General features: G+C 73.6%; 26 protein-coding genes. 18 read left to right on the forward strand and 8 right to left on the reverse strand.

Going from position 1 to position 19,811, the window contains the following annotated elements; all coding sequences use genetic code 11:
* The first annotated feature begins 8 nt into the window (after positions 1–8).
* Positions 9–401 (forward strand): hypothetical protein, encoded by a 393-nt coding sequence (locus tag ABZ342_RS30155; protein WP_155543534.1) that lies wholly within the window; start codon positions 9–11, stop codon positions 399–401.
* Positions 402–420: 19 nt separating this feature from the next.
* Here ABZ342_RS30155 and ABZ342_RS30160 read toward each other — a convergent pair whose 3' ends face one another.
* Entirely contained in the window at positions 421–1,227 is an 807-nt protein-coding gene (locus ABZ342_RS30160) for a class I SAM-dependent methyltransferase (protein ID WP_360479954.1), read from the reverse strand.
* Positions 1,228–1,253: 26 nt separating this feature from the next.
* Here ABZ342_RS30160 and ABZ342_RS30165 point away from each other — a divergent pair, with 26 nt between their 5' ends.
* The 3 genes from ABZ342_RS30165 (at position 1,254) to ABZ342_RS30175 (ending at position 3,320) form a co-directional block, all read left to right on the forward strand.
* Positions 1,254–2,801: a glycoside hydrolase family 13 protein gene (locus ABZ342_RS30165; protein ID WP_360479957.1), complete on the forward strand. Its 1,548-nt coding sequence runs from the start codon at positions 1,254–1,256 to the stop codon at positions 2,799–2,801.
* Positions 2,802–2,955: 154 nt separating this feature from the next.
* Positions 2,956–3,144, forward strand: a complete 189-nt coding sequence (locus ABZ342_RS30170) for a hypothetical protein (protein ID WP_360479960.1) — start codon at positions 2,956–2,958, stop codon at positions 3,142–3,144.
* On the forward strand, positions 3,144–3,320 hold the full coding sequence (locus tag ABZ342_RS30175; protein WP_155543538.1) for a hypothetical protein: 177 nt from the start codon (positions 3,144–3,146) through the stop codon (positions 3,318–3,320). Before ABZ342_RS30170 ends, ABZ342_RS30175 begins: the two co-directional genes overlap by 1 nt.
* 7 nt (positions 3,321–3,327) lie before the next feature.
* Here the strand turns inward: ABZ342_RS30175 and ABZ342_RS30180 are convergent, their stop codons facing one another.
* On the reverse strand, positions 3,328–4,206 hold the full coding sequence (locus tag ABZ342_RS30180; protein ID WP_360479963.1) for a PfkB family carbohydrate kinase: 879 nt from the start codon (positions 4,204–4,206) through the stop codon (positions 3,328–3,330).
* 265 nt (positions 4,207–4,471) lie between these two features.
* Between ABZ342_RS30180 and ABZ342_RS30185 the strand changes: the two genes are divergently transcribed.
* Complete coding sequence (locus tag ABZ342_RS30185; protein WP_360479966.1) at positions 4,472–4,861, forward strand: STAS domain-containing protein; 390 nt, start codon at positions 4,472–4,474, stop codon at positions 4,859–4,861.
* Positions 4,862–5,020: 159 nt separating this feature from the next.
* Here ABZ342_RS30185 and ABZ342_RS30190 read toward each other — a convergent pair whose 3' ends face one another.
* Positions 5,021–5,956: a LysR family transcriptional regulator gene (locus ABZ342_RS30190; RefSeq protein ID WP_360480087.1), complete on the reverse strand. Its 936-nt coding sequence runs from the start codon at positions 5,954–5,956 to the stop codon at positions 5,021–5,023.
* 65 nt (positions 5,957–6,021) lie between these two features.
* Between ABZ342_RS30190 and ABZ342_RS30195 the strand changes: the two genes are divergently transcribed.
* From ABZ342_RS30195 to ABZ342_RS30220, 6 genes are read left to right on the forward strand one after another with little or no spacing between them, the layout of a single operon-like run.
* A complete protein-coding gene (locus ABZ342_RS30195) occupies positions 6,022–6,387 on the forward strand; it encodes a hypothetical protein (RefSeq protein ID WP_360479969.1) in 366 nt (121 codons plus the stop codon).
* 52 nt (positions 6,388–6,439) lie between these two features.
* Entirely contained in the window at positions 6,440–7,360 is a 921-nt protein-coding gene (ligD, locus tag ABZ342_RS30200; protein WP_360479972.1) for a non-homologous end-joining DNA ligase, read from the forward strand.
* A 56-nt stretch (positions 7,361–7,416) separates the two neighbouring features.
* Positions 7,417–8,013, forward strand: coding sequence for an STAS domain-containing protein (locus ABZ342_RS30205; protein WP_360479975.1), 597 nt, complete (start codon positions 7,417–7,419; stop codon positions 8,011–8,013).
* 56 nt (positions 8,014–8,069) lie between these two features.
* The gene (locus ABZ342_RS30210) at positions 8,070–8,489 is read left to right on the forward strand and encodes a DUF6292 family protein (protein WP_155543543.1); all 420 of its coding nucleotides are present in this window, start codon (positions 8,070–8,072) and stop codon (positions 8,487–8,489) included.
* A gap of 32 nt (positions 8,490–8,521) precedes the next feature.
* Positions 8,522–9,514: a non-homologous end-joining DNA ligase gene (gene ligD / locus ABZ342_RS30215; RefSeq protein ID WP_360479978.1), complete on the forward strand. Its 993-nt coding sequence runs from the start codon at positions 8,522–8,524 to the stop codon at positions 9,512–9,514.
* Positions 9,511–9,975 carry a GNAT family N-acetyltransferase gene (locus ABZ342_RS30220; protein ID WP_360479981.1) on the forward strand — a complete coding sequence of 155 codons (465 nt, stop codon included), beginning with the start codon at positions 9,511–9,513 and terminating at the stop codon, positions 9,973–9,975. Before ligD (ABZ342_RS30215) ends, ABZ342_RS30220 begins: the two co-directional genes overlap by 4 nt.
* Before the next feature lies 1 nt (position 9,976).
* Here the strand turns inward: ABZ342_RS30220 and ABZ342_RS30225 are convergent, their stop codons facing one another.
* Positions 9,977–10,492, reverse strand: coding sequence for a hypothetical protein (locus ABZ342_RS30225; protein WP_360479984.1), 516 nt, complete (start codon positions 10,490–10,492; stop codon positions 9,977–9,979).
* Between the two features lie 158 nt (positions 10,493–10,650).
* Between ABZ342_RS30225 and ABZ342_RS30230 the strand changes: the two genes are divergently transcribed.
* Entirely contained in the window at positions 10,651–10,992 is a 342-nt protein-coding gene (locus tag ABZ342_RS30230) for a DoxX family protein (RefSeq protein ID WP_155543545.1), read from the forward strand.
* Here the strand turns inward: ABZ342_RS30230 and ABZ342_RS30235 are convergent.
* Complete coding sequence (locus ABZ342_RS30235) at positions 10,950–11,804, reverse strand: alpha/beta fold hydrolase (RefSeq protein ID WP_360479987.1); 855 nt, start codon at positions 11,802–11,804, stop codon at positions 10,950–10,952. The genes ABZ342_RS30230 and ABZ342_RS30235 overlap by 43 nt on opposite strands.
* Before the next feature lie 77 nt (positions 11,805–11,881).
* Between ABZ342_RS30235 and ABZ342_RS30240 the strand changes: the two genes are divergently transcribed.
* Positions 11,882–12,193 carry a hypothetical protein gene (locus ABZ342_RS30240; RefSeq protein ID WP_360479990.1) on the forward strand — a complete coding sequence of 104 codons (312 nt, stop codon included), beginning with the start codon at positions 11,882–11,884 and terminating at the stop codon, positions 12,191–12,193.
* 3 nt (positions 12,194–12,196) lie between these two features.
* Here ABZ342_RS30240 and ABZ342_RS30245 read toward each other — a convergent pair whose 3' ends face one another.
* The gene (locus tag ABZ342_RS30245) at positions 12,197–13,219 is read right to left on the reverse strand and encodes an alpha/beta hydrolase-fold protein (RefSeq protein WP_360479993.1); all 1,023 of its coding nucleotides are present in this window, start codon (positions 13,217–13,219) and stop codon (positions 12,197–12,199) included.
* Positions 13,220–13,354: 135 nt separating this feature from the next.
* Between ABZ342_RS30245 and ABZ342_RS30250 the strand changes: the two genes are divergently transcribed.
* The 3 genes from ABZ342_RS30250 to ABZ342_RS30260 are packed head-to-tail and all read left to right on the forward strand — an operon-like array spanning position 13,355 to position 15,018.
* On the forward strand, positions 13,355–14,038 hold the full coding sequence (locus ABZ342_RS30250; protein WP_360479996.1) for a hypothetical protein: 684 nt from the start codon (positions 13,355–13,357) through the stop codon (positions 14,036–14,038).
* Positions 14,038–14,583: a DUF6529 family protein gene (locus tag ABZ342_RS30255; RefSeq protein WP_155543550.1), complete on the forward strand. Its 546-nt coding sequence runs from the start codon at positions 14,038–14,040 to the stop codon at positions 14,581–14,583. The genes ABZ342_RS30250 and ABZ342_RS30255 overlap by 1 nt, the downstream gene beginning before the upstream one ends.
* A gap of 9 nt (positions 14,584–14,592) precedes the next feature.
* The gene (locus tag ABZ342_RS30260; protein WP_360479999.1) at positions 14,593–15,018 is read left to right on the forward strand and encodes a Rieske (2Fe-2S) protein; all 426 of its coding nucleotides are present in this window, start codon (positions 14,593–14,595) and stop codon (positions 15,016–15,018) included.
* On the opposite strand, the gene ABZ342_RS30265 is transcribed toward ABZ342_RS30260, so the two are convergent.
* Entirely contained in the window at positions 15,015–16,526 is a 1,512-nt protein-coding gene (locus tag ABZ342_RS30265) for a hypothetical protein (protein WP_360480002.1), read from the reverse strand. The two genes, ABZ342_RS30260 and ABZ342_RS30265, sit on opposite strands and share 4 nt — an antisense overlap.
* A 376-nt stretch (positions 16,527–16,902) precedes the next feature.
* On the opposite strand from ABZ342_RS30265, the gene ABZ342_RS30270 reads away from it, so the two are divergent.
* Both ABZ342_RS30270 and ABZ342_RS30275 read left to right on the forward strand, forming a co-directional pair.
* On the forward strand, positions 16,903–17,412 hold the full coding sequence (locus ABZ342_RS30270; protein WP_360480090.1) for a DUF3291 domain-containing protein: 510 nt from the start codon (positions 16,903–16,905) through the stop codon (positions 17,410–17,412).
* Positions 17,413–17,452: 40 nt separating this feature from the next.
* Positions 17,453–18,367, forward strand: coding sequence for a DUF3800 domain-containing protein (locus ABZ342_RS30275; protein ID WP_360480005.1), 915 nt, complete (start codon positions 17,453–17,455; stop codon positions 18,365–18,367).
* Here the strand turns inward: ABZ342_RS30275 and ABZ342_RS30280 are convergent.
* A complete protein-coding gene (locus ABZ342_RS30280) occupies positions 18,357–19,787 on the reverse strand; it encodes a protein kinase (RefSeq protein ID WP_360480008.1) in 1,431 nt (476 codons plus the stop codon). The two genes, ABZ342_RS30275 and ABZ342_RS30280, sit on opposite strands and share 11 nt — an antisense overlap.
* Positions 19,788–19,811 lie beyond the last annotated feature (24 nt).

The following is a 19,811-nucleotide window of genomic DNA, read 5'->3' on the forward strand; positions in this document are numbered from 1 at the left end:
GAGGACGCATGAGCGAGATCGACGCGATGAAGGCCGAGCTGGACGGTCTCGTCCGCGAACAGTCCGAGCGGCGGGCCCTGCGCGAGCAGCGGGGCGAGGAGATCAAGGCCCAGTCCCACGAGTACATGACCAAGCAGGTCCAGGCGGCCGAACGCTACGTGCAGCACGTCCGCGAGATGGCGCAGCGCAAGACGAAGTCCGGCTGGAGCACGGACCGGGGCACGACGGAACCGCCGTCGGCGTTCGCCACGGACGCCTTCGGTGACGAGCCGGGCTCGGCGTCGCCGTTCGCGTCGACGCCGGAGTCGCGGCCGTTCGCCCGTGACGAAGGTTCCCGGCGCGCCCGCCGTCCGCGCGCGGCGGAGGCCGACGACGACGGGTACGACAACAACCCCTGGTAACGACAGTCCACTGTGGACCTCAGTGCCAGAGGTCGACGGCGATCTCGCCCAGCCGCTCGGTGAACGTCCCGGCCGGGTTCGCCCGGTGCAGCACCGCGCGGAGCTCGGTCTCGAACTCCGAGCGGCGGTCGCCGAACAGGTGCGGAGCCGCGCTGGACAGCGAGAAGACACTCGCGACGACGTCGTCGGCCGTGCGCGTGACGACCCGGCCCGGGACTTCGAACCGCCGCGGCCCGCGGAACCCGGCGGCGCGGTAGATCTCCGGCTCGCCGGCGGCCGTGCCCCCGGGCAGGGAACCCTGGCCGGCGCGCCGCACCGGCCCGAGGAACGCCTGCACCAGCTCGGTGATTTCCGCACGCGGCACGGAGCCCTCGGCGCCTTCGTGCGTCGTCGCGTGCACGTGGGCGCAGACGCCGCCGGGCTCGAGCATTCCGCGCACCGCGGTGGCGACCCGCGCCCGCTCGAGCCAGTGGAACGACTGCGCGAACGTGACGAGCCGGAACCGGCCGAGCTCAGCGGGCAGTTCTTCCGCGCGCCGGTGCACCCAGCGGCAGTTCCCGATCCCGGCGAGGGCGGCGAGCCGGGCCGCTTCGCCGAGCATGTCCGCGTCGGCGTCCAGCCCGACCGCCTCCTCGAACGAGCTGGCCAGCAGCAGCGTCAGCGAGCCGGGGCCGCAGCCGACGTCGAGCAGGCGCCCCGACCCGTCCGGCGCCAGCTCGGCGGCGAAGGCCGTGGCGAGCTCCGGGGGATAGGCGGCGCGGCCCCGCGCGTAGTACCCGGCACTGCCCGAATAAAGGGACGGATCCCACTTCCACGCGTCGGTCACGGCCCCAGCGTAGATACTCGGGTGTCATGGACTCCGCGAACTGGTGGCGCGACGCCGTCGTCTACGAGGTCTACGTCCGCAGCTTCGCCGACGCCGACGGGGACGGCACCGGGGACCTCGCGGGCCTGCGCTCGCGCCTGGGCTTCCTGGCCGACCTCGGCGTCGACGCCGTGTGGACGACGCCGTGGTACCGCTCGCCGATGGTCGACGGCGGCTACGACGTCGAGGACCACCGGACCCCCGACCCGCTGTTCGGCACGGACACCGACGTGCTCGACCTGGTCGCCGAGGCGCACCGGGTCGGGCTGCGGCTGCTGATCGACGTCGTGCCGAACCACACGTCCGACCGTCACCCGTGGTTCCGCGCCGCGCTGGCCGGAGGGCCCGAACGCGAGCGGTACCACTTCCGGCCGGGGCGCGGTGCGGACGGCGAGCTGCCGCCGACCGACTGGCGCAGCGTCTTCGGCGGGCCGGCGTGGACGCGGGCCGCCGACGGCGAGTGGTACCTGCACCTGTTCGCCCCGGAGCAGCCCGACCTCAACTGGGACGACGCCGATGTCCGGGCGGAGTTCGAGGACCTGCTGCGGTTCTGGTTCGCCCGCGGGGTCGACGGCGTCCGCATCGACGTCGCCCACGGCCTGCTCAAGGACCCGGCGTTCCCGGACCTCGCCGCGGACGGCGACGCGCACCCGCACTGGGACCTCGACGGAGTGCACGAGATCTACCGGTCGTGGCGCAAGATCGCGGGGGAGTTCGGGCCGGACCGGGTGTTCGTCGCGGAGGCGTGGGTCGACCGGCCGGACCGCCTCGCGCGGTACGTGCGCCCGGACGAGCTGCACACGGCGTTCAACTTCGACTTCCTGCGCTGCGACTGGGACGCGGCGGCGCTGCGCGAGGTGATCGACCGGACGCTCGCGGCGCTGGAGGCGGTCGGCGCGCCCGCGACGTGGGTGCTGTCCAACCACGACGTCGTCCGCCACGTGACGCGGTTCGCGCCCGGCGGTGACCTCGCCCGGGGCCGGCGCCGGGCCCGCGCGGCGCTGCTGCTGATGCTGGCCCTGCCCGGTGGGGCGTACCTGTACCAGGGCGAGGAGCTGGGGCTGGAGGAGGTCGAGGACCTGCCCGAGGAGGTGCTCGCCGACCCGACGTGGGAGCGCTCCGGCCACACCCGCCGCGGCCGCGACGGCTGCCGGGTACCGCTCCCGTGGTCGGGGTCGGCGCCGCCGTTCGGCTTCGCACCGGAGGGAACGAGCCCGTGGCTGCCCCAGCCGGCCGGCTGGCGCACGGCGACGGCCGAGGTCCAGGCGGCCGAGCCGGGCTCGATGCTCCGGCTGTATCGCGCGGCTCTCGCGGCCCGCCGGGCGCAGCCGGCGCTGGGCGACGGGACGCTGGCGTGGTTGCCGGCGTCTCCGGGGGTGCTGTCCTTCGCGCGCGAGCCGGGGTTCGGGTGCGTGGTGAACCTGTCGGCGGAGCCGTGCGACCTGCCGGAGGGCTCGCGGGTGCTGTTGTCGAGCGTCCCGCTGGAGGGTGGTCGGTTGCCGGTGGACGCGGCGGTGTGGCTCGTTCGGGACTGAGGGTTGTCCGGCTGGGTGAGAGCCATCGCGGTGTGGCTCGTCAGGAGTTGAACCGATGTCACCCGTACGGGTTGAGTGAAGCGGTGTGAAACCGGGAGCGGTGGGGTATCCGGTCGCGTTCGTTGCCGCTCATTCCGTGCCGGAGGTTCGTCCGATGCCCGTCCGCACCCCGCGCCCGCCCGCCACCGACGTCGTGGCCATGGCGCTGAAAGTCCTGGTGGCTCAAGGAATGACGGGCGCCGCCGCGCAGGCGGCCCTGATCTCGATGGCGCAGGAGCGCGGCCTGGCCGTGCGCAACTGCGCCGGGCTGATCGTGGCCGCCGTCGACGGGAGGAAGGGCTGATGGCCGTCGCCGGGGGATTCTCGCGGGCCGGGAACGCCGACACCGGCGGGGGCGTGCTGCTCGCCGTCGGGCTGGTCGTCGCGTTCTTCACCTGGTGGTCGTGGTGGACGGCGGCCGGGATCGCCCTGGCTGCCGCCGGCGCGCTGTGGCTCGCGCTGGCGAACCGGGCCGGGTGACCCGCCCTCAGGCGTGGACGGTTTCGAGCCGCCGGGGCCGCAGCCGGTCCAGGACGGCACCGGACAACCGCGGCCGAGCACCCGCGTGCTCGGTCGTCGCCGCAGCCGCCGCGACCGCCAGGCACGCCGCCGTCTCCAGCGGGCGGCGTCGGGTCAGGGCCGCGGTCAGCGTCGCGACCAGCGCGTCGCCGGCCCCGGCCGGGTCGACCACCTCGGTCTCGACGGCCGGCACGAACCACGACTCCGCCGGTCCGGCGAACAGGGTTCCCTGACCGGCCACCTCGAGCACGACCAGCGACGGCCCCCGCCGTCGCAGGTCCGCCGCGGCGCGGGCCGCGTCGGCGACGTCCGTCACCGGCTCCCTGGTGAGCAGCTCGGCCTCGCGGTCGTCCACGTGGACGACATCGGCCAGCGCGAGCAGTTCCGCGGCGAACTCGGCATCTTCGGACGCGCCGTCCAGGACGACCCGCGTGCCCGCGGTCCGCGCGAGCCGTGCGGCCAGCAACGCCGCCGGCGCGGGCTGCTGCAGCTGGACGATGACGGACCCGGCGGCCGAGATGGGGCCGGCCGCGGCGAGGACGTCGGTCTCGGTCACCAGCGTCGCGTCGGGGACGTGGCCGACGAGCGCGGTCTCGGTGCCCGGTCGCCGGACCACGTGCGAGGTGCCGATGCGATCGGCCCGGGCGCGGGCGCGCAGGGCATCACCGGCGGCGTCCTGCCCGACGACGCCGACCAGCGACACCGCCACCCCGAGCTGGCTCAGCGCCAGGGCCTGGTTGGCGCCCTTCCCGCCGAGCAGCTCCCGTCCCCGGCCGGCTGGTGCGTCCGGGGCCTCGACGACCAGGTCACGGGCGATCTGCCCGACCACCACGACTTCGCTGAACATCACCGGTACCGCCGGTCCATGGGGCCTCCTCGGTTGGCGAAGTTCGACTACCCCGGTTCGGGCGCTGCACAAACCGCTCGATCGGGTCGTGCGGGCCGGCGTCCCGCGTTCGAGTGGAATCGGCGGGGGCGACCGAACGGCGCTGGTCGGCGCCCCCGCGAAAAACCGGACGTTTGCCCTCCGGAGGTTTGGGTATCAAGATCCCGACCTTGATCACCCTCGTTGCGACGCCGGCCCGCGCCGGCGCGGAAGGCCTACCGAACCCGTGTCCCCGACCCTCCCGGTCCCCAGCCGGTCCGCGCCGCTCACGGCGCGCCGGACGGAGTACCGCCCCGGTCTGCTGGTGCTGACCTTCGCCGGCGAGATCGACGCCCTGACCTTGCCGATCCTGAAGCGCGAGCTGGCGGCGTCGCCACCGGGGACGACGGTGGTGGACCTGTCCCACGTGGCGTTCCTCGGCCTGGCCGGCGCCCGCACCCTGGCGGCCGCTGCGGAGCTCGCGGGGGAGCAGGGCGGGCGGCTCGTGGTGGTGGCGAGCAGCCGGACCCTGGCCCGGCTGTTCCGGATCACGGGGCTGGCCGAGGTCGTCCCGATGTTCGCGTCGCTGTCGGACGCGTTGCGCGAGTTGCTGGCGTCGGGGGCCGCGGCCTGCTGAGCGCGGGCATTCCCACCGGGCTTCGTCGGCGGCGAAGGTAGCTTTCGCCGCTTCCAGCCGTGTGCGAGGAAGCCGCGAGGCCTCCGGGGTAGGCGCTCGATCCGACGGCGTCTTCACCCTCGTGCCGGACGGCCTGCGGCGGTCGCCGTGAGACGTCGGCTACGGGAGATCGTGGTGGGAGACGGCCACGTCGAGGTCGGCGGCGAAGGTGACGATCGAGTCCAGGACGGTCACCACCTCCTTGCGCGGTTCGGAACGCGTCGTGCGGTGGCGGGCGATGAGGGTGCGGGTGCCGAGGCCGGGCAAGGACACCGCCTTGACCCCGTCCGGCACGGCTTCGCGCACCGCGAGCGCGGGCACGAGCGCGATGCCCAGGCCGCCCGCGACCATCGAGAGCGCGACGTTGTAGTCGTAGTAGCTGTGTCCGGGCGTCGGCACGGTGGGGAACCCGCGGCGGGTGCGCTCGGTGGCGGCGTGCGCCGCGGTTTCGGAGTCGACGCCGAGCCAGGTGAGGTGCTCCAGGTCGGCGATGCTCGTGGGGTCCGCCATGCCGGTGGGAAGAATCACCAGCCACGGCTCTTCGAGCACCGGGACGTCGCGGGTGCCGCGCGTCGGCTTCCCCTGGCTCGCCGGGCTTGCGTCCTCGAGGATGAGCAGGTCGACCGCGCCGGACCGCAGGGACTGCAGCGCCTTCCGGGTCTCCATCTCGCGGATCACCACCTCCAGTGCGGGGAACTGCTCCCGCAGGCGGCGCAGGAGCGGGATCAGCAGCGTGCGGATGACCGACTGGAAGGCGGCGATGACGACCGTGCCGGTCACGTCTTCCTGAAGTGCCGCAAGGGCTTTGCGCGCGTCGATCAGCTCGGCCTCGATGTGCTCGGCGGCCTCGGCCAGCACCCGCCCGGCCGGCGTCAGGACGGCGCCGGAGGGCTGGCGGTCCAGCACCGCGGTGCCGGTCGACTCCTCGAGGCGGGCGATCTGCTGGGAGACCGCCGAGGGCGTCAGGTGCAGGAGGTCGCCGGCGGCGAGCACGCCGCCGGCGCGGTGCACGGCGAGCAGGACGGCAACCGGCGGGGATCGATCTGCATTCAGCAGAGCTTAACCCCCGGGGCAGATAACTTCGATTGCGCTGCACCCAGGCTGCCGGTCACGATGGCGGCATGGAGGAAATGATGTCCCTGGCCGCCACCGCGGCCGGGTGGGTGGGAGCACTGGGTACCGCTACGGCGTACGGCCTGGTTTCCCGCCGGGTGGTCGCACCGGAGTCGGCCACGTTCCAGTCGCTCAACCTGTCGGGTGCCACGCTGCTGGGCGTATCGGCCGCCGCCACCGGCTCGTGGCCCGCGGTCGCGGCGAACTTCGTGTGGGTCCTGATCAGCGTCATGGCGTTGATCAGCGCGCGCGGCGTCGTGGACGCGGTCCGCCGGCGCCTGCGTCCGCGGCGGGGCGGCGCCCCGGTGCCGGAGGACCATCGTGCCGACGAGCCGGCCGAAGCGGTTCCGTGCCGCCTCGCGGCCGAGGTCTGAGCACCCGTCGGCAATACGTCCGTACCACGACCACGGGTGCTAGCGTGGCGTCGTGGCGGGGAGCCGGATCACGGTGCGCGTGGGTGAGCGGCAGCTCACGCTCTCGAACCTCGAAAAGGTGCTCTACCCGCGCCACGGCTTCACCAAGGGCGAGGTGCTCGACTACTACACGCGCATCGCGCCGCTGCTGCTGCCGCACATCCGTGACCGGGCCATGACGTTCGTGCGGTTCCCCGACGGTGTGGCCGGCAGCTCGTTCTTCGAGAAGGACGTCTCGCGTCACGCACCCGACTGGGTGCGCACCGCCCGGCTCACCGTCGCCGGCCGCGGCAAGGCCCCCGAGGTCGTGGCCTACCCGCTGATCAACGACCTACCCGAGCTCGTCTGGGCGGCCAACCTCGCCGCGCTCGAGCTGCACGTCCACCAGTGGACGGTCGACGCCGACGACGAGCGGAGCATGCCGGACCGGCTCGTGTTCGACCTCGACCCCGGTCCCGGCGCGACGGTCGTCGACTGCTGCCGCGTCGCCGAACGCCTGCACGACGTGCTCACCGGCGACGGGCTCACCCCGGTCGCGAAGACCAGTGGTTCCAAGGGCATGCAGCTCTACGCGGGAGTGGTGACGACGGACGCCGGCGAGACGTCGCAGTACGCCAAGGCGCTCGCCGAGCGGCTCGCGGCCGAGACGCCGGACCTCGTGGTCGCGCGGATGACGAAGACGCTGCGGCCGGGCAAGGTCTTCATCGACTGGAGCCAGAACAACCCGTTCAAGACGACGGTCGCGCCGTACTCGCTGCGCGGGCGCGACGAGCCGACGGTGTCCACTCCGGTCACGTGGGACGAGGTGCGTGCCTGCCGGCACGTGACGCACCTGCGGTTCACCGCCGACGAGGTCCTGGAACGCGTCGACGATCTCGGCGACCTCTTCGCCGAGCTGGGCCGCACGCGCGTCCCGATTCCTGCGTTCGGCTGAATTTCGGAATTCGCAATTCCGCGCGAAAACCGCGCCGGTTCCGGCGGTGGCGGCCGATGAGCCGGACCGAAATTGCAAAACACGGTTCCGACCAGGCGATTTCGATCATCCTTTGTGGATCGCTGCACGTGCAGACGGCCGTGTCGGTGCACGGCCCGCCGACCGGGTGTGGTTCCGTTGTGCGACAAGCTGGACGAACTGGGTACGGTCTACGCGTAAACCGTCATCCCGAGCCGTCGGAGCCGGTCATGAGGATCCAGAAACCGCCGCGGCTTTCGCGAGCATTCGGTCGTTCTCCGGCCGGTGCGTTGTGCGAGCCGTTCTCGGTCACGACGACGTTCCCCGGTGGACGGACCACTCTTGTCACGGTGGTGGGCGACATTGATCTCGCGACCGTCGCCATTCTTGTCGAATGCGCGGAAACCGCTTTGCGGGTCGGCGGCCCGCTCGTGATCGACCTCGGCGGGGTGATGTTCTGCTCGGGTGCCGGCCTGAGGGCCCTGCACCGGGTGCGGCGCCGCGCCGAAGCGGCGGCCGTCCCGCTCGCGTGGGTGGTGCGCACCCCGGCGGTGTGGCGAGTGCTGCGGGGGCCCGGTGCCGCCGGCTTCTCCTGCTACCGGGATCGGGCCGACGCGCTGGCGTCGGTCGGCTGATCCGCTTGTCCCGGCCGGGCAGGGTGCCCGCCGGATTCCGGGAAGAAAGGAAACGGGTGTCCGTCCTGATCGACACCGATCTCGAGTTCTGGTTCCAGCGCGGCCTGCGCGCGTACCTCGGCGAGGTGGCCGGGGCGCTCGGCTTCGGCCTCGAGTCCTGCACCGTGGACGTCGACGTCCCGGTGTCGGCCTACGTCGCGGTGGACTGGCGGTTGCGCCGGTTCCCCGACCGCGACGTGGCGCTGCTGTGGGACGAGGTGCACGGCTGGGCCGCCGCGGTCGAGGCGGCGTGCGGGGAGGAGATGATCGTGCTGGCCTACCTCGGCGGGGCCGACATCCTGCCGCCGTCGCGCGCGATCGTGCGCTTCCTGGCCGCGTTGCGCGCCGGGGACTTGGAGCCGGACGGGCCCGGTACACCCGTGCTGCGCCGCGCCGGGAGCCACCAGGAGCTCCTGCCGTTGCTGCCGGCCGGGTGACGCGGGCCGGGCCGGTCCTCCACACTGGAGCGATGGGGACGGTGCCGGACGCGGTGGCGCCGATGCTGGCCGTCGACGGGCTCCTCCCGGACGACGACCACCACGGCTACGAGTGGAAGTGGGACGGCTTCCGGGGCTGCGCGCGGATCGCGGACTCCGGCGAAGCCCGGATCACCAGCCGCAGCGGCAGCGACCACACCCACCGCTACCCCGAGCTGCAGGACGTCTTCGCGGCCGCGCTCGGCGGGCACGTGGCGGTGCTCGACGGCGAGGTCGTCGCGCTGAACGCGGCGGGCCGCCCCGAGTTCGAGCTGATGCAGCGCCGCGCCATGCACGAGCCGACGCCGAAGCTGCGGGCCGAGGTCCCGGTGGTCTACTTCGCCTTCGACCTGCTGCGGATCGGCCCGGAGTCGCTGCTGGACCGGCCCTACGAACAGCGCCGCGAGCTGCTCGCGGAGCTGGTCCGGCCCGCCGACGGCCGGCTCGTGGTGCCGCCCTGGTACACCCGCGCCGACATCGGGCCGGACCAGCTGCTGGCGACGGCGGCCCAGCACGGCATCGAGGGCGTCGTCGCGAAGCGGCTGGACGCGCCGTACCTGCCCGGTGCCCGGTCGCCGTCGTGGACGAAGCGCGCGCTGACCCAGACGCGCGAAGTGGTCGTCGGCGGCTGGCGGGCCGGCGCCGGCCGCCGCGCGGGCACGCTCGGCGCGCTGCTGCTCGGCGGCTACGACGACCGGGGCGCGCTGGTGTACATCGGCGACGTCGGCACCGGGTTCACCGACGACGCGCTCGACCGCCTCCGTGCCGTCCTCGCGCCGCTGGCCCGCGCGGAGTCGCCGTTCGCCACGGAAGTGCCGCGCGAGCGCGCCCGCGGTGCGCACTGGGTCGAGCCGGACCTGGTCGGCGAGGTCGTCCACCGCCGCGTCACGCCGGATCTGCGGCTGCGCCACACCTCGTGGCGCGGGTTGCGGCCGGATCGGACACCCGCCGAGGTGCGGGTGCCGAAACCGACGGGGGAGTCATGACGGCACCGGTGCGCCTGGTCGAGATCACCGACGGCAACCGGGACGCGGTGTGCGCTCTGCGTGTCCGGCCGGGTCAGGAGCGGTTCGTCGCGTCGGTGGCGAAGTCGCTGGAGGACGCCGCGACGACGCCCGAGGGCGAGCCCTGGTTCCGGGCCGTCTACGCGGGCGACGAGCCGGTCGGCTTCGTGATGCTCAGCTGGGACGTCCCGCCCGGCCGTCCGGGCATCCTCGGGCCGTACTACCTGTGGCGGCTGCTCGTCGACGGACGGCACCAGGGCCGCGGGATCGGCCGCGCGGTGCTCACCGAGGTCGTCTCGCTGGTGCGGGCGGACGGCGCGACCGAGCTGCTCACGAGCCACCGACCGGGCGACGACGGCCCGGGCGCCTTCTACCGGAAGTTCGGGTTCGTCCCGACCGGCGAGATCGACGACGGCGAGATCGTGCTGCGCCTCGTGTGGTGAGCTAGCTGCCCAGCTGCAGGCCGAGGTACACGCCACCGCCCGCGGCGAGCGCACCGAGGAGGAACCCCGCCACGTGCGGGAATTCGAGATCCTCGAGCAGAGCCTCGCGCCCGAGCGCGACGAGCAGGCCCAGTCCGCCGAGCACGATCAGCAGGACGTCCGCGCCGACGGTCGCGCGCAGGTCGACCACCGTGCCGCTCTTGCGCACGAAGAGGACCCGGTCGGTCACCTTCGAGACCTGGACGACCACCGGCGTGCCCGGTTCGGTGTCGAGCGCCTGCTGGAGGTCGCCGAACTCCCAGTCCGCCACGCTGGCGCTGCGGACGGTGATGAAGTACGTCGTCGACGCGGCCGTGTCCTTGCCGGGCGGGTGGTACTCCTGGCGGTGCGCGACGACCGTGCCTTCGATGTCGTAGGTCGGGGCGTCCCGCACGGTCAGGTCGTGGACGGCGAAGGTGAGCATGCCGGCCGGGATCGCGAACCACAGCACGGTCCCGATGAGCCGCAGCACGATCATCGGGACAGCCGACCACGGGCGCGGGTGCGCCGGGAGGGGACAACGACCGTCGCCGGGGTTGTGACCGCGGTCACGGTCGGTCACATCGGTCCGGTGGGCGGAGTCGTGGGGGTGACGGACCCGGAACCCCGGGGCCCGCGATCCCCATAGGAGTTCCGATGTCCACCGCCTACCTGATCGTCACCCTCTTCGCCGCCGCGTTCGTCGGGTTCTCGGCCGTCTCGGTCTTCGCCCGGGCGAAGTGGGTCGTCGAGCCGATCACCTCGTACGGCGTGCCGGAGGCGTGGTGGCCGTGGCTGGGCGCGGCGAAGGCCGCCGGCGCGCTCGGCCTGGTCGCCGGGTTGTTCGTGCCGGCGATCGGCGTCGCCGCGGCGATCGGGCTGGTGCTGTACTTCCTTGGTGCCGTAGTGACCGTGGCTCGCGCCCGGTCGTACGGGCACCTGGCGTTCCCGGTGCTCTACCTGGCTCCGGTCGTCGCGTCGCTGGCGTTGCTGTCCTGAGCGGCGAGCCAGGTGAGGGCGTCGGCCGAGTGGTCCAGCACGGAGATGTGGCCGTCGCCGGGGGTGAGCCGGAGCTCGGCGCCGGGGATCCGCTTCGCCAGCCACCGGCTGTGCGTGGCGGGGACCATCCGGTCGTCGGCGCCGTGGACGAGGAGCGTCGGCGCGGTGATGGCCGCCGGATCGCAGCCCCACGGCGCGACGTAGGCGAGGTCGTCGTCGACCAGGCCGGCGGCACCGAGGGCCGGCTGGACGACCTCGTCGAGCCAGGACCACGACCCGGTGAGGGCGGCGAAGTCGGCCTTGGTGAAGACCTCGGGATCGAACTGGGCGGCGGCTTCGTGCTTTTCCTTGGCAGCCCGCCCTTCGGCGGCGGCGCGCAGCGAAGCGGCACTGGCGGCGGCCATGCCGTCGAACCACCCGTCGTCCCCGAAGGGCGCGACGGCGGCGAGGCTCGCGACGGCTTTCACACGACCGGGCACCAGAGCCGCGGCGGCGAGGGCGTGCGAGCTGCCGCCCGAGTGCCCCATGACGGCGAAGCGGTCGATCCCGAGAGCGTCGGCAACGGCGGCGACGCACTCGGCGGCGTTCCCGACGCGCCGGTCCGGCAGGTGCGTGGAGCGGCCGTAGCCGGGCCGGTCGTAGGAAACCCAGCGCACGCCGAGCCTTTCGGCGAGCGGCAGCAGCGGCCCGGGCGGCGCGCCGAGGTTGGGCGTGCCGTGGTGCCAGAAGACGGTGAGCCGCGTGGGGCCGCCGGTGTCGTAGACGTGGAGCGTGCGCCCGTCCGGGAGGGTCAGATCCGTCTCGGTGACCATGGGCCGAGCCTAGTCGGTGTAACGAAAAGCCGGTCCGGATCGTCGGAAGCCGACACCACCACCCCGAGGGAGCCGCCATGAGCACCGGGAACTACGCGCCGCTGGGCGACGACCGGCATCCGGTCAACGTCTGGTACGACGAGGGAACGCAGTCGATCCATCTGACCTGCAGCGACCCGCGCCTGACCGACGAACATGGGCAGAAGCCGGGCTTCCGCACGGTGTTCACCGCCAATCCGCGCTCGGCGGACTACAGCCCGGCCAACTTCAATCGCCTCGCGAGGTACCTGCGTCAGCAGGGCAAGCCGGCGCCCGACGAGGTCGCCCTGCACCCGCGGCACCTGGCTCAGCGCGGCGAAGTGATCGAGGCGCTCGCCATGGACGGCTGAGCGTCAGCGGGCCAGCTTCTCCGCCAGCCACGCCAACGACAACGGGTACCGGTAGTCGATCGCGGCGTGACCGGCCTCGAACAGCTCGAAGTGGATCCGCTCCGCCGGCAGCCCCGCCTCGAGCACCTTCGCCCGGAACGCCTCCGCGCCGACGTCGAGGTAGTACTCGTCGCTCGTGCCCGCGTCGATCCACACCGCGCGCCACGAGCTCACCGCCTCCGCGTGCGACGGGACCATGCGGACCGGGTCCCAGTCCAGCCAGCGTTGCCACACCTCGGGCCGCAGCACGCCCGTCGCGGGGTCGAACGGCAGCTCCGGTGTCCCGTCCGGGCTCGCCGAGAAGCACGCCGACACCCCGATCAGCTGGAGCAGCGTCGCGTCCTCCGGGCGGGTGAACGCCGGCCGGGCGCGGAAGTCCGCCCACCACGCCTGGATGTCGCGGTCGTAGCCGCGCAAGGCACGGACCGCCTGGCCGAAGTCCGGGACGTAGCACAGCTCGTACAGCGAGTCGCCCGCGTGCGTCGCCAGGGCGCCGAACAGGTCGGGACGCAGCATCGGCGTGATCATCGCGCCGAACCCGCCGGACGACTTGCCCGCGATCGCGCGGGACTCGCGGTCCGGGATCGTCCGGTAGCGCGCGTCCACCCACGGCACGATCTCGTCGCAGAGGTACGAGTGGTAGCGGCCCGTTCCCGGCGAGTCGACGAACTGCGAGCCGCCGTACGCGGTCCACGCGTCGACGTACACCACGACGCAACCCGGCGCTCCGCCGGCGAACACCGCGTCGGCCGTTTCGACGAACGGCTGCCGGAACGGCGTCCGGTTGGCCCACATCGACAGGTGCCCGGTGTAGCCCTGGATCACGTACACGACGGGGTACCGCTCCGTGCTGTCGTCGTAGCCCGGCGGGACGTACACCCACAGCGGCCGTTCGTGCGGGTCGCCGAGCGGGTTGTCCCGCAGCAGCGCGGATTCGAAGGTGTGCCGGTCGAGCCGGCCGGCGAGGTCGCCGTCCCAGGGCAGCATGCCGCCAGTCAACCACGACCCAACCGCTTGCACGGGCTAAGCGATACCTCTTTTCCGCGGGTAGCGTTGAGCCGTTCCGCCCCGACCTCCGTGTTATGGGCACGGTGGTGGGTCAGGGGAATGCGGGGAAGAACCATGAGAAATCCGGGGCCGTTGTTCACACTTCTCGCGGGCGTCGTGCTCGCCGGCGGGATCGGGATCGTCAACCTGGCGACCGGGACCGGCGTCGCGCCGGTCGCCGGGGCCGCCAACGCGGCGAGCGTCGGGAGTACTTCGGCGCCGCCGCCGACGACGTCCGCAGCGCCGAAAGCCGAGGCGCCGAAAGCGGCTGCGCCCGCCCGGGCGGACTACGCGGGGCGCGTCACCGGCGGCGGCGCATCCGTCGCGGTGTCGGTGCGTGACGGCCACGCCATCGCCTACCTCTGCGACGGCAAGAAGGTCGAAGCCTGGCTGCAGGGCGTGACGGTCGGCGGGAAGCTGGACCTCAAAGGGGCGAAGAACGCCAGCCTGACGGGCAGCTTCGACGCCGCTTCGGTCACCGGGACCGTGACGGCGGCCGGCAAGACCTGGCAGTTCAGCGCGCCCACGGCCGCGAAGCCGGCGGGGCTCTACCGCGCGGCGCCGAAGGTCAAGGGCAAGACGGGCAAGGTCGGCTGGATCGTCCAACCTGACGGCAGCCAGGTCGGCATCCTCACGACGGAGGAGGACTCGGCCGCCGCGCCGGCGCTGAACTTCGCGTCCGGCGCCACCGCGACCGTCGACGGTGTGCCCGTGACCGCCGAGCCGGTCAGCGGCCTGGCCGGGAACGGTGACTTCTGATGACCACGGCGGGCAACCGCGCCGGGGTCGCGCTCCTCGTGCCGCTCGTCGTCGGCGCCGTCGTCTCGCTGGTGCTCGGCGTCTACGGCAGCCTGCACACGCCGACCGGCGTGGCCGTGAACGTCGCCGGGTTCTCGAGCCCGATGTCGGTGAAGGCGTGGCTCGCGACGGTCGTCGTCGTGCTGGCCGTCGTCCAGCTGCTCTCGGCGCTGGCGATGTACGGCAAGCTCGGCCGGACCGCGCCCGCGTGGGTCGCGCCGGTGCACCGCTGGTCGGGGCGGCTGGCGTTCCTCGTGTCGATCCCGGTGGCGCTGCACTGCCTCTACGCGCTCGGGTTCCAGTCGTTCGACACCCGCGTGCTCCTGCACTCGCTGCTGGGCTGCTTCTTCTACGGCGCGTTCGTCGCGAAAATGCTGCTACTGCGCAGGGACGGCGCGCCCGGCTGGTCGCTCCCGGTCTTCGGCGGCCTCGTGTTCACCGCCCTCGTCGGGCTCTGGCTGAGCGCGTCGCTGTGGTTCTTCACCCAATCGGGCTTGACCTTCTAGGGGGCGATCGTGGGTAACGAGGACATCGATCCGGGGATCGCCCGCCGGACGGCGCTCGCGGCGGTGGGCGCCGGCCTGGTGGCGGGGTGCAGCACCTACGGCGGCGGTTCGGGCACGTCGTCCGCCGCGGCCCCACCGCCCGCCGCGGGGACGGAGCTGGGCGCGGCCGGTGACGTCCCGGTCGGCGGCGGCAAGGTGTTCGCGGACAAGCAGGTGGTGGTGACGCAGCCGGCGGCGGGGACGTTCGCGGCCTTCTCGGCGATCTGCACGCACCAGGGCTGCACGGTCGACGCCGTCGCGGACGGCACGATCAACTGTCCTTGCCACGGCAGCAAGTTCAAGATCGCCGACGGCTCGGTCGCGAACGGCCCGGCGTCGCGGGCGCTGGAGAAGAAGACGGTCACCGTCGCGAACGGCAAGATCACCCTGGCCTAGACGTAGGCCTTCGCCACGGTCTTCCCGTCGATGGTCCACAGTGGACTCGACAGGTCCGGTGGGCCGCGGAGGGGCTCGCCGTCCGCACAGGCGAAGCGGGTGTCCGGGGCGGAGTCGTCCGCGACGGCGGTGCACTGCGTCCCGTCGTCCAGCGTGAGCAGGAACGGGTCGGCGGTCCCGCCGGGCTGCGGCGGGGACGGCAGGGCGCCGGCGTAGGTGAGCAGCACGGCCTTCGTCGCCGACGTCGGGCAGACGACGCGCGTTCCCGTCGCGGAGAAGCACGGGTCGTAGGTGGTGGCGCCGGTCGTGCAGCGGTAGGCGTCGTGGCGGCCGGACACCGCGGACACCGAGCCGCAGGCGCCGGTCGCCCGCGCGGTCGTGGCGCCGGTCCGGGGCCGGTACTCGACGGTCTGCGTGAACCGCTGCGCGCGGCTGGTGGTGACCGTGACCTCGAAGGCGGGAGCCGGTGCCGCCAGGCTGGTCGTCACCGGCCCGATCCCGGCGTCGAGGAACCGGCGCACGACGTCGCCGCCGTCCGGCCGGCACGGCGCGAGAGCGGCCCAGACGGCGGCCGCCGGGCGGTCCGCGGTGTAGTGCGCGGCACCGGCCTCGGCGGCACAGGCCAGCACCCCGGCGGCCGGCTCGGGGGCGCCGGGCAGCCCGAACAGCGCGGCCAGGCGGTGTGCGGCCGCGGTCAGCGCCGTGCCCATGCCGGGGCCCGGTTCGGCCTGGCCCTTGAGCGTCGCCGGCAGCTGCCCGAACGGGACGTCGTAGGTCACGCCGGAGCCGGGCCACAGCAGGTCGCGCTGGCGCGGGCGGCCGAACAGCTGCACGGCGGACGTGCTCGCGGCGGTGGTCCGGGCGGTGGGGTCGGGCCAGCCGGACGGCAGGGCGAGCCGGTAGGGGACCCGCGCGTTCGACGTCAAGGTGACGCTCGCGCGGCCGTTGCCAGCGGTGACGCAGGTGGAGATGGGGGCCGCCGGGCCGGCCCCGCCGAGTCCGATGACGACGCCGCCGGAGCTGGCCGTGCGCCCGGCGCAGTCCGGCCGCGGCGCCGGGTCGGGCACGACCTCGCGGCCCAGCGCGGCGAAGTCGAGCAGCCCGCCCCAGAAAGCGCCGTTCCGGTTCAGCTCCGCGACGATGCTCCGCGTCGCGGCGTCGTAGATCGCGGGCACGAGCCGGGTCCCGGTGACGACGACCGGCGCGAACCCGGCCGGCGGCGCGCCGGGGACGAGGATCCGCACCCGCGGCGGCCGGACGCCTTCGAAGCTCAGGTCGGCCCCGCCCCCGATCCGCCGGGTGAAGGCCGCCGCGAACCCGGGTTCCCCCGCGGGCCGCACGGAAGCGCGAGTCCCGGAGGGCGCATCGACCTCGACCTCGGCGACGGCGACCGTCCCACCCGGACCGGCCGCGAACCGTTGCTGCACGAGGACTCCGGCACCGCCCAGCAGCGACAGGGCAACGGCCGCAGCCAGCGCGAGCCGGGCGGGCCGGTCGTTCGTGGCCATCGGAGCCTCCCAGAGCACGTACTCTTCGCTAGTCACCGGACCGGTCATGGTCGTTAGCCGCCGTGGCCCAACCGTGACGGCCGGGACCGGCCCGGTGCGGTGGTGGCTCAGGCTAATGTCGCGCGGGCGTTCGGGCGATCCGGTGACCGCTGTTTTTCGCGGAAGTTCTCGATGCGGTCGTGGTGACAGTGCGCGGCATGGTCCGGCGCGGTGGAGGCTCGGGTCGATGTCACGTGCGCGCCGGTGATGGCCGGTTTCGAGAGTGTCTCGGCGCGATCGTGCGGCTCATTGCCCGCGCCGGTGCTTGGTCTGGCGCCGTGGCCGAGCTGGCTGAGGTGAACGTCGCGGTCCCGCGGGCGCCGCTGGACCACCCTCCATAGCCGGCTTCGCGAACGCCTTCGAAGCCGTCGCCAAGCTCGCCGAAGCCGCTCCCGGGTTCGTCCGGCGGCTGGGTGCCGACGGTCATGCCGTCCTCGCCACCTCCGCCGGGGCCGAGGTGGTCGTCAACGTCTCGGTCTGGAGCGACTACCGCACCCTCCACGAGTTCGTCTACCGCAGTGCACACGGGCGGTTCCTGCTGCGCCGCCGCGGCTGGTTCGCGCGGGCGTCGCCGGACCATCCACACCCGATGCCGATTGTGGACAGCTTCGGCTCGGCTACCGATTCCCGGCCTTTCCGTCGCACCTCACCGATGGACTGGACCGGAGACGCCCCCCAGGGAAAGGCGGGCCCGGCAAAGTCGCAGTGGCTCGCTCACTCAAGACACCGCAGCCACGCCAGCGCCGCCGAAACCGCCCCCTTCGGCTGCGCCCCCAGACTTTGCCGGAACCCTGCCTGGGAAGGGCGGGGGCGTTTCGGCGGGCGAGGACGGCGCCGGCGCTGGTAATCGGTCGCCGTCAGTCCTGCCGTCTGGCACCATCGGACCGGTGAGCCCGGTCGAGATCGCCTGCGACGAGTCGGGCTCGGAGGGCGAAAACCTGGTCGGCGGCGAAACCGATGTCTTCGCCCACGCCGGCGTCCGGCTGACCCCCGATGACGCGCGGGGCTGCGTCGAAGAGATCCGCGCCCGCATCGGGTCGCCCGCCGAGGAGTACAAGGCCAACCACCTCCTGCGCGGCAAGCACCGCCCGGTGCTCGAATGGCTGCTCGACCCCGCCGGCCCGCTCGCCGGGCGGGGGCACGTCCACCTGACCGACAAGACGTTCTTCGCCGTGCGGGCCGCGGTCACGCTGCTGGCCGAGGACGGCACCGACGCCATGGCCCGCACCCTTCACCGCGCCGGCCCCGCCGCCTTCGGCCCCGGCCGGTGGGCGTGCTTCCTCGCCGCGTTCACCAGCGTCCTGCGCCTCAACCCGCGTCGCGGCGTCACGACGTCTCCGGAAGAGTTCTTTGCCCTGGCGAGCGAACTGGCCGGCCCGGGCGAAGCCGGCGAGATCATGGCCCGGCTCGCGACCGGCGCCGACCGCGTGGCCGCCTACCGCGCCCGGCTGGCGAGCGACCCCGGCCTGGTCCCGGTGCTGGACCCGCTGGTGCCCGCGGTGATCCACACCGTGCGGCACTTCAGCGCGGACGGCACCCCGGTCGCCCTGGTCCACGACGAACAGCTCGCCCTGACCGCCGAGCGCGTGCTGCAGCTCAAGGTCACGCTCGGGCACCGGCTCGCCGGCGTCCGGTTCGTCGACTCCCGGTCCGACGCCCGCGTGCAGGTCGCCGACTTCCTCGCCGGGGTCGCCCGCCGGATCGCCTCCGACGCGCTGAACGGACGCGGCGACGCCGTCCTGACCACTCTGCTGCGGTCCTTTGTGGACATCGAATCCGTCTGGAACGGGCTCAGCAGCTGACGACCTGCGCCGGCGACGTCGTGTTGTCGAGCCGCTTGACGTAAGCGCTCCCGCCGCGCCGCGCGCACGCGGACTCCTTGGCGGTGAACGGCCCGTCGAAGACCGCGTACACGTCGGCGCCGTTCACCTGCTGCCGCAGCGAGCCGCAGCCGGTGGTCGGCGTGTGCAGGTAACGGGCGCCCGGGTGGGTGTCGAGGAGCCGCTGGACGTCGGCGCGGTAGCGGGCCGGCGTGATCGCGGAGCCGAGCACGACGACGTACGAGCCGTCGCAGGGCGGCGTGCTCATCGCGGTCGCCAGGCCGAGGTCGGCGCCGCTCGCGACGCTGGTGGCGACGGACGTCCGGACGCTCACCCGCGTGGTCGTGACCGGCACGGGGCTCGACGGCGGCGCGGCCGGGGCCGAGGACGTCGGCGGCGCCGAGGTCGCGGCCGGCTGGGCCCGGGTCGAGGGCTGCAGGACCGTGAACCACCCGACGACGCCGAGCAGCGCGAGCAGCGCCACGCCGGCGACCACCCACGGCGCCTTCGAAGCCCGGCGCGGGCTCACGGCCGGCTCCACCCGGGTGGCCTGCCGGGTCGGGGGAGCGGCGGCCGGGACCGGGCTCGTACCGCCGAGCGCGGCCCGGGCGGCGTCGGCCAGCTCGGTGACGCCGCCGAAGCGCTCCGCGGGGTTCTTCGCCATGCCCCGCGCGATCACGGCGTCGAACGCCGCGGGCAGCCCGGGCCGCAGCGTGCTCGGGCGCGGGGGCGGCTGGTGCAGGTGCGCGCCGATCAGCGACGCGGCCGTCGACGCCGGGAACGGCTTGCTGCCGGTCAGGCACTGGTGCAGCACGCAGGCGAGCGAATAGACGTCGATGCGGTGGTCCACCGGCGCGTCGGTGAAGCGCTCGGGGGCCATGTAGTCGAGCGTCCCGACGGCGCCGCCGGTGGCGGTCAGCTCGGTGCCGGGCCCGGCCGCACGGGCGATGCCGAAGTCCACCAGGTAGGCGAACCCGGTCGCGCCGACCAGCACGTTCGACGGCTTGACGTCCCGGTGCACCAGCCCCTCGGCGTGCGCGGCGGCCAAGGCCTGGGCGACCTGTCCGACGACGTCGACCGCCTCGGCCGGGGTCAGCGGCCCGCCCGCGCTCAGCCGGGTGCCGAGGTCGTCGCCGTCGACCAGGCGCATGTCGAGGTAGAGGCGCCCGTCGATCTCGCCGTAGGCGTGGATCGGGATGACGTGCGGCTCGCGCAGCCGGGCCACGGCGTGCGCCTCGCGCCGGAACCGCTCCTGGAACTCGTGGTCGGCGGCGAAGTCCGCGGACAGCAGCTTCAGCGCCACGACGCGGTCGTGGCGAGTGTCGTAGGCGCGGTGGACCTCGCCCATGCCCCCGCGGGCGATGAGCGACTCCACCCGGTACGGCCCGAACTGCCAGCTCACGCGTTTCCCTCCGCAGACGCCGGG

The organism is Amycolatopsis sp. NPDC005961 (assembly GCF_040629235.1).
Classification (GTDB): domain Bacteria; phylum Actinomycetota; class Actinomycetes; order Mycobacteriales; family Pseudonocardiaceae; genus Amycolatopsis; species Amycolatopsis camponoti.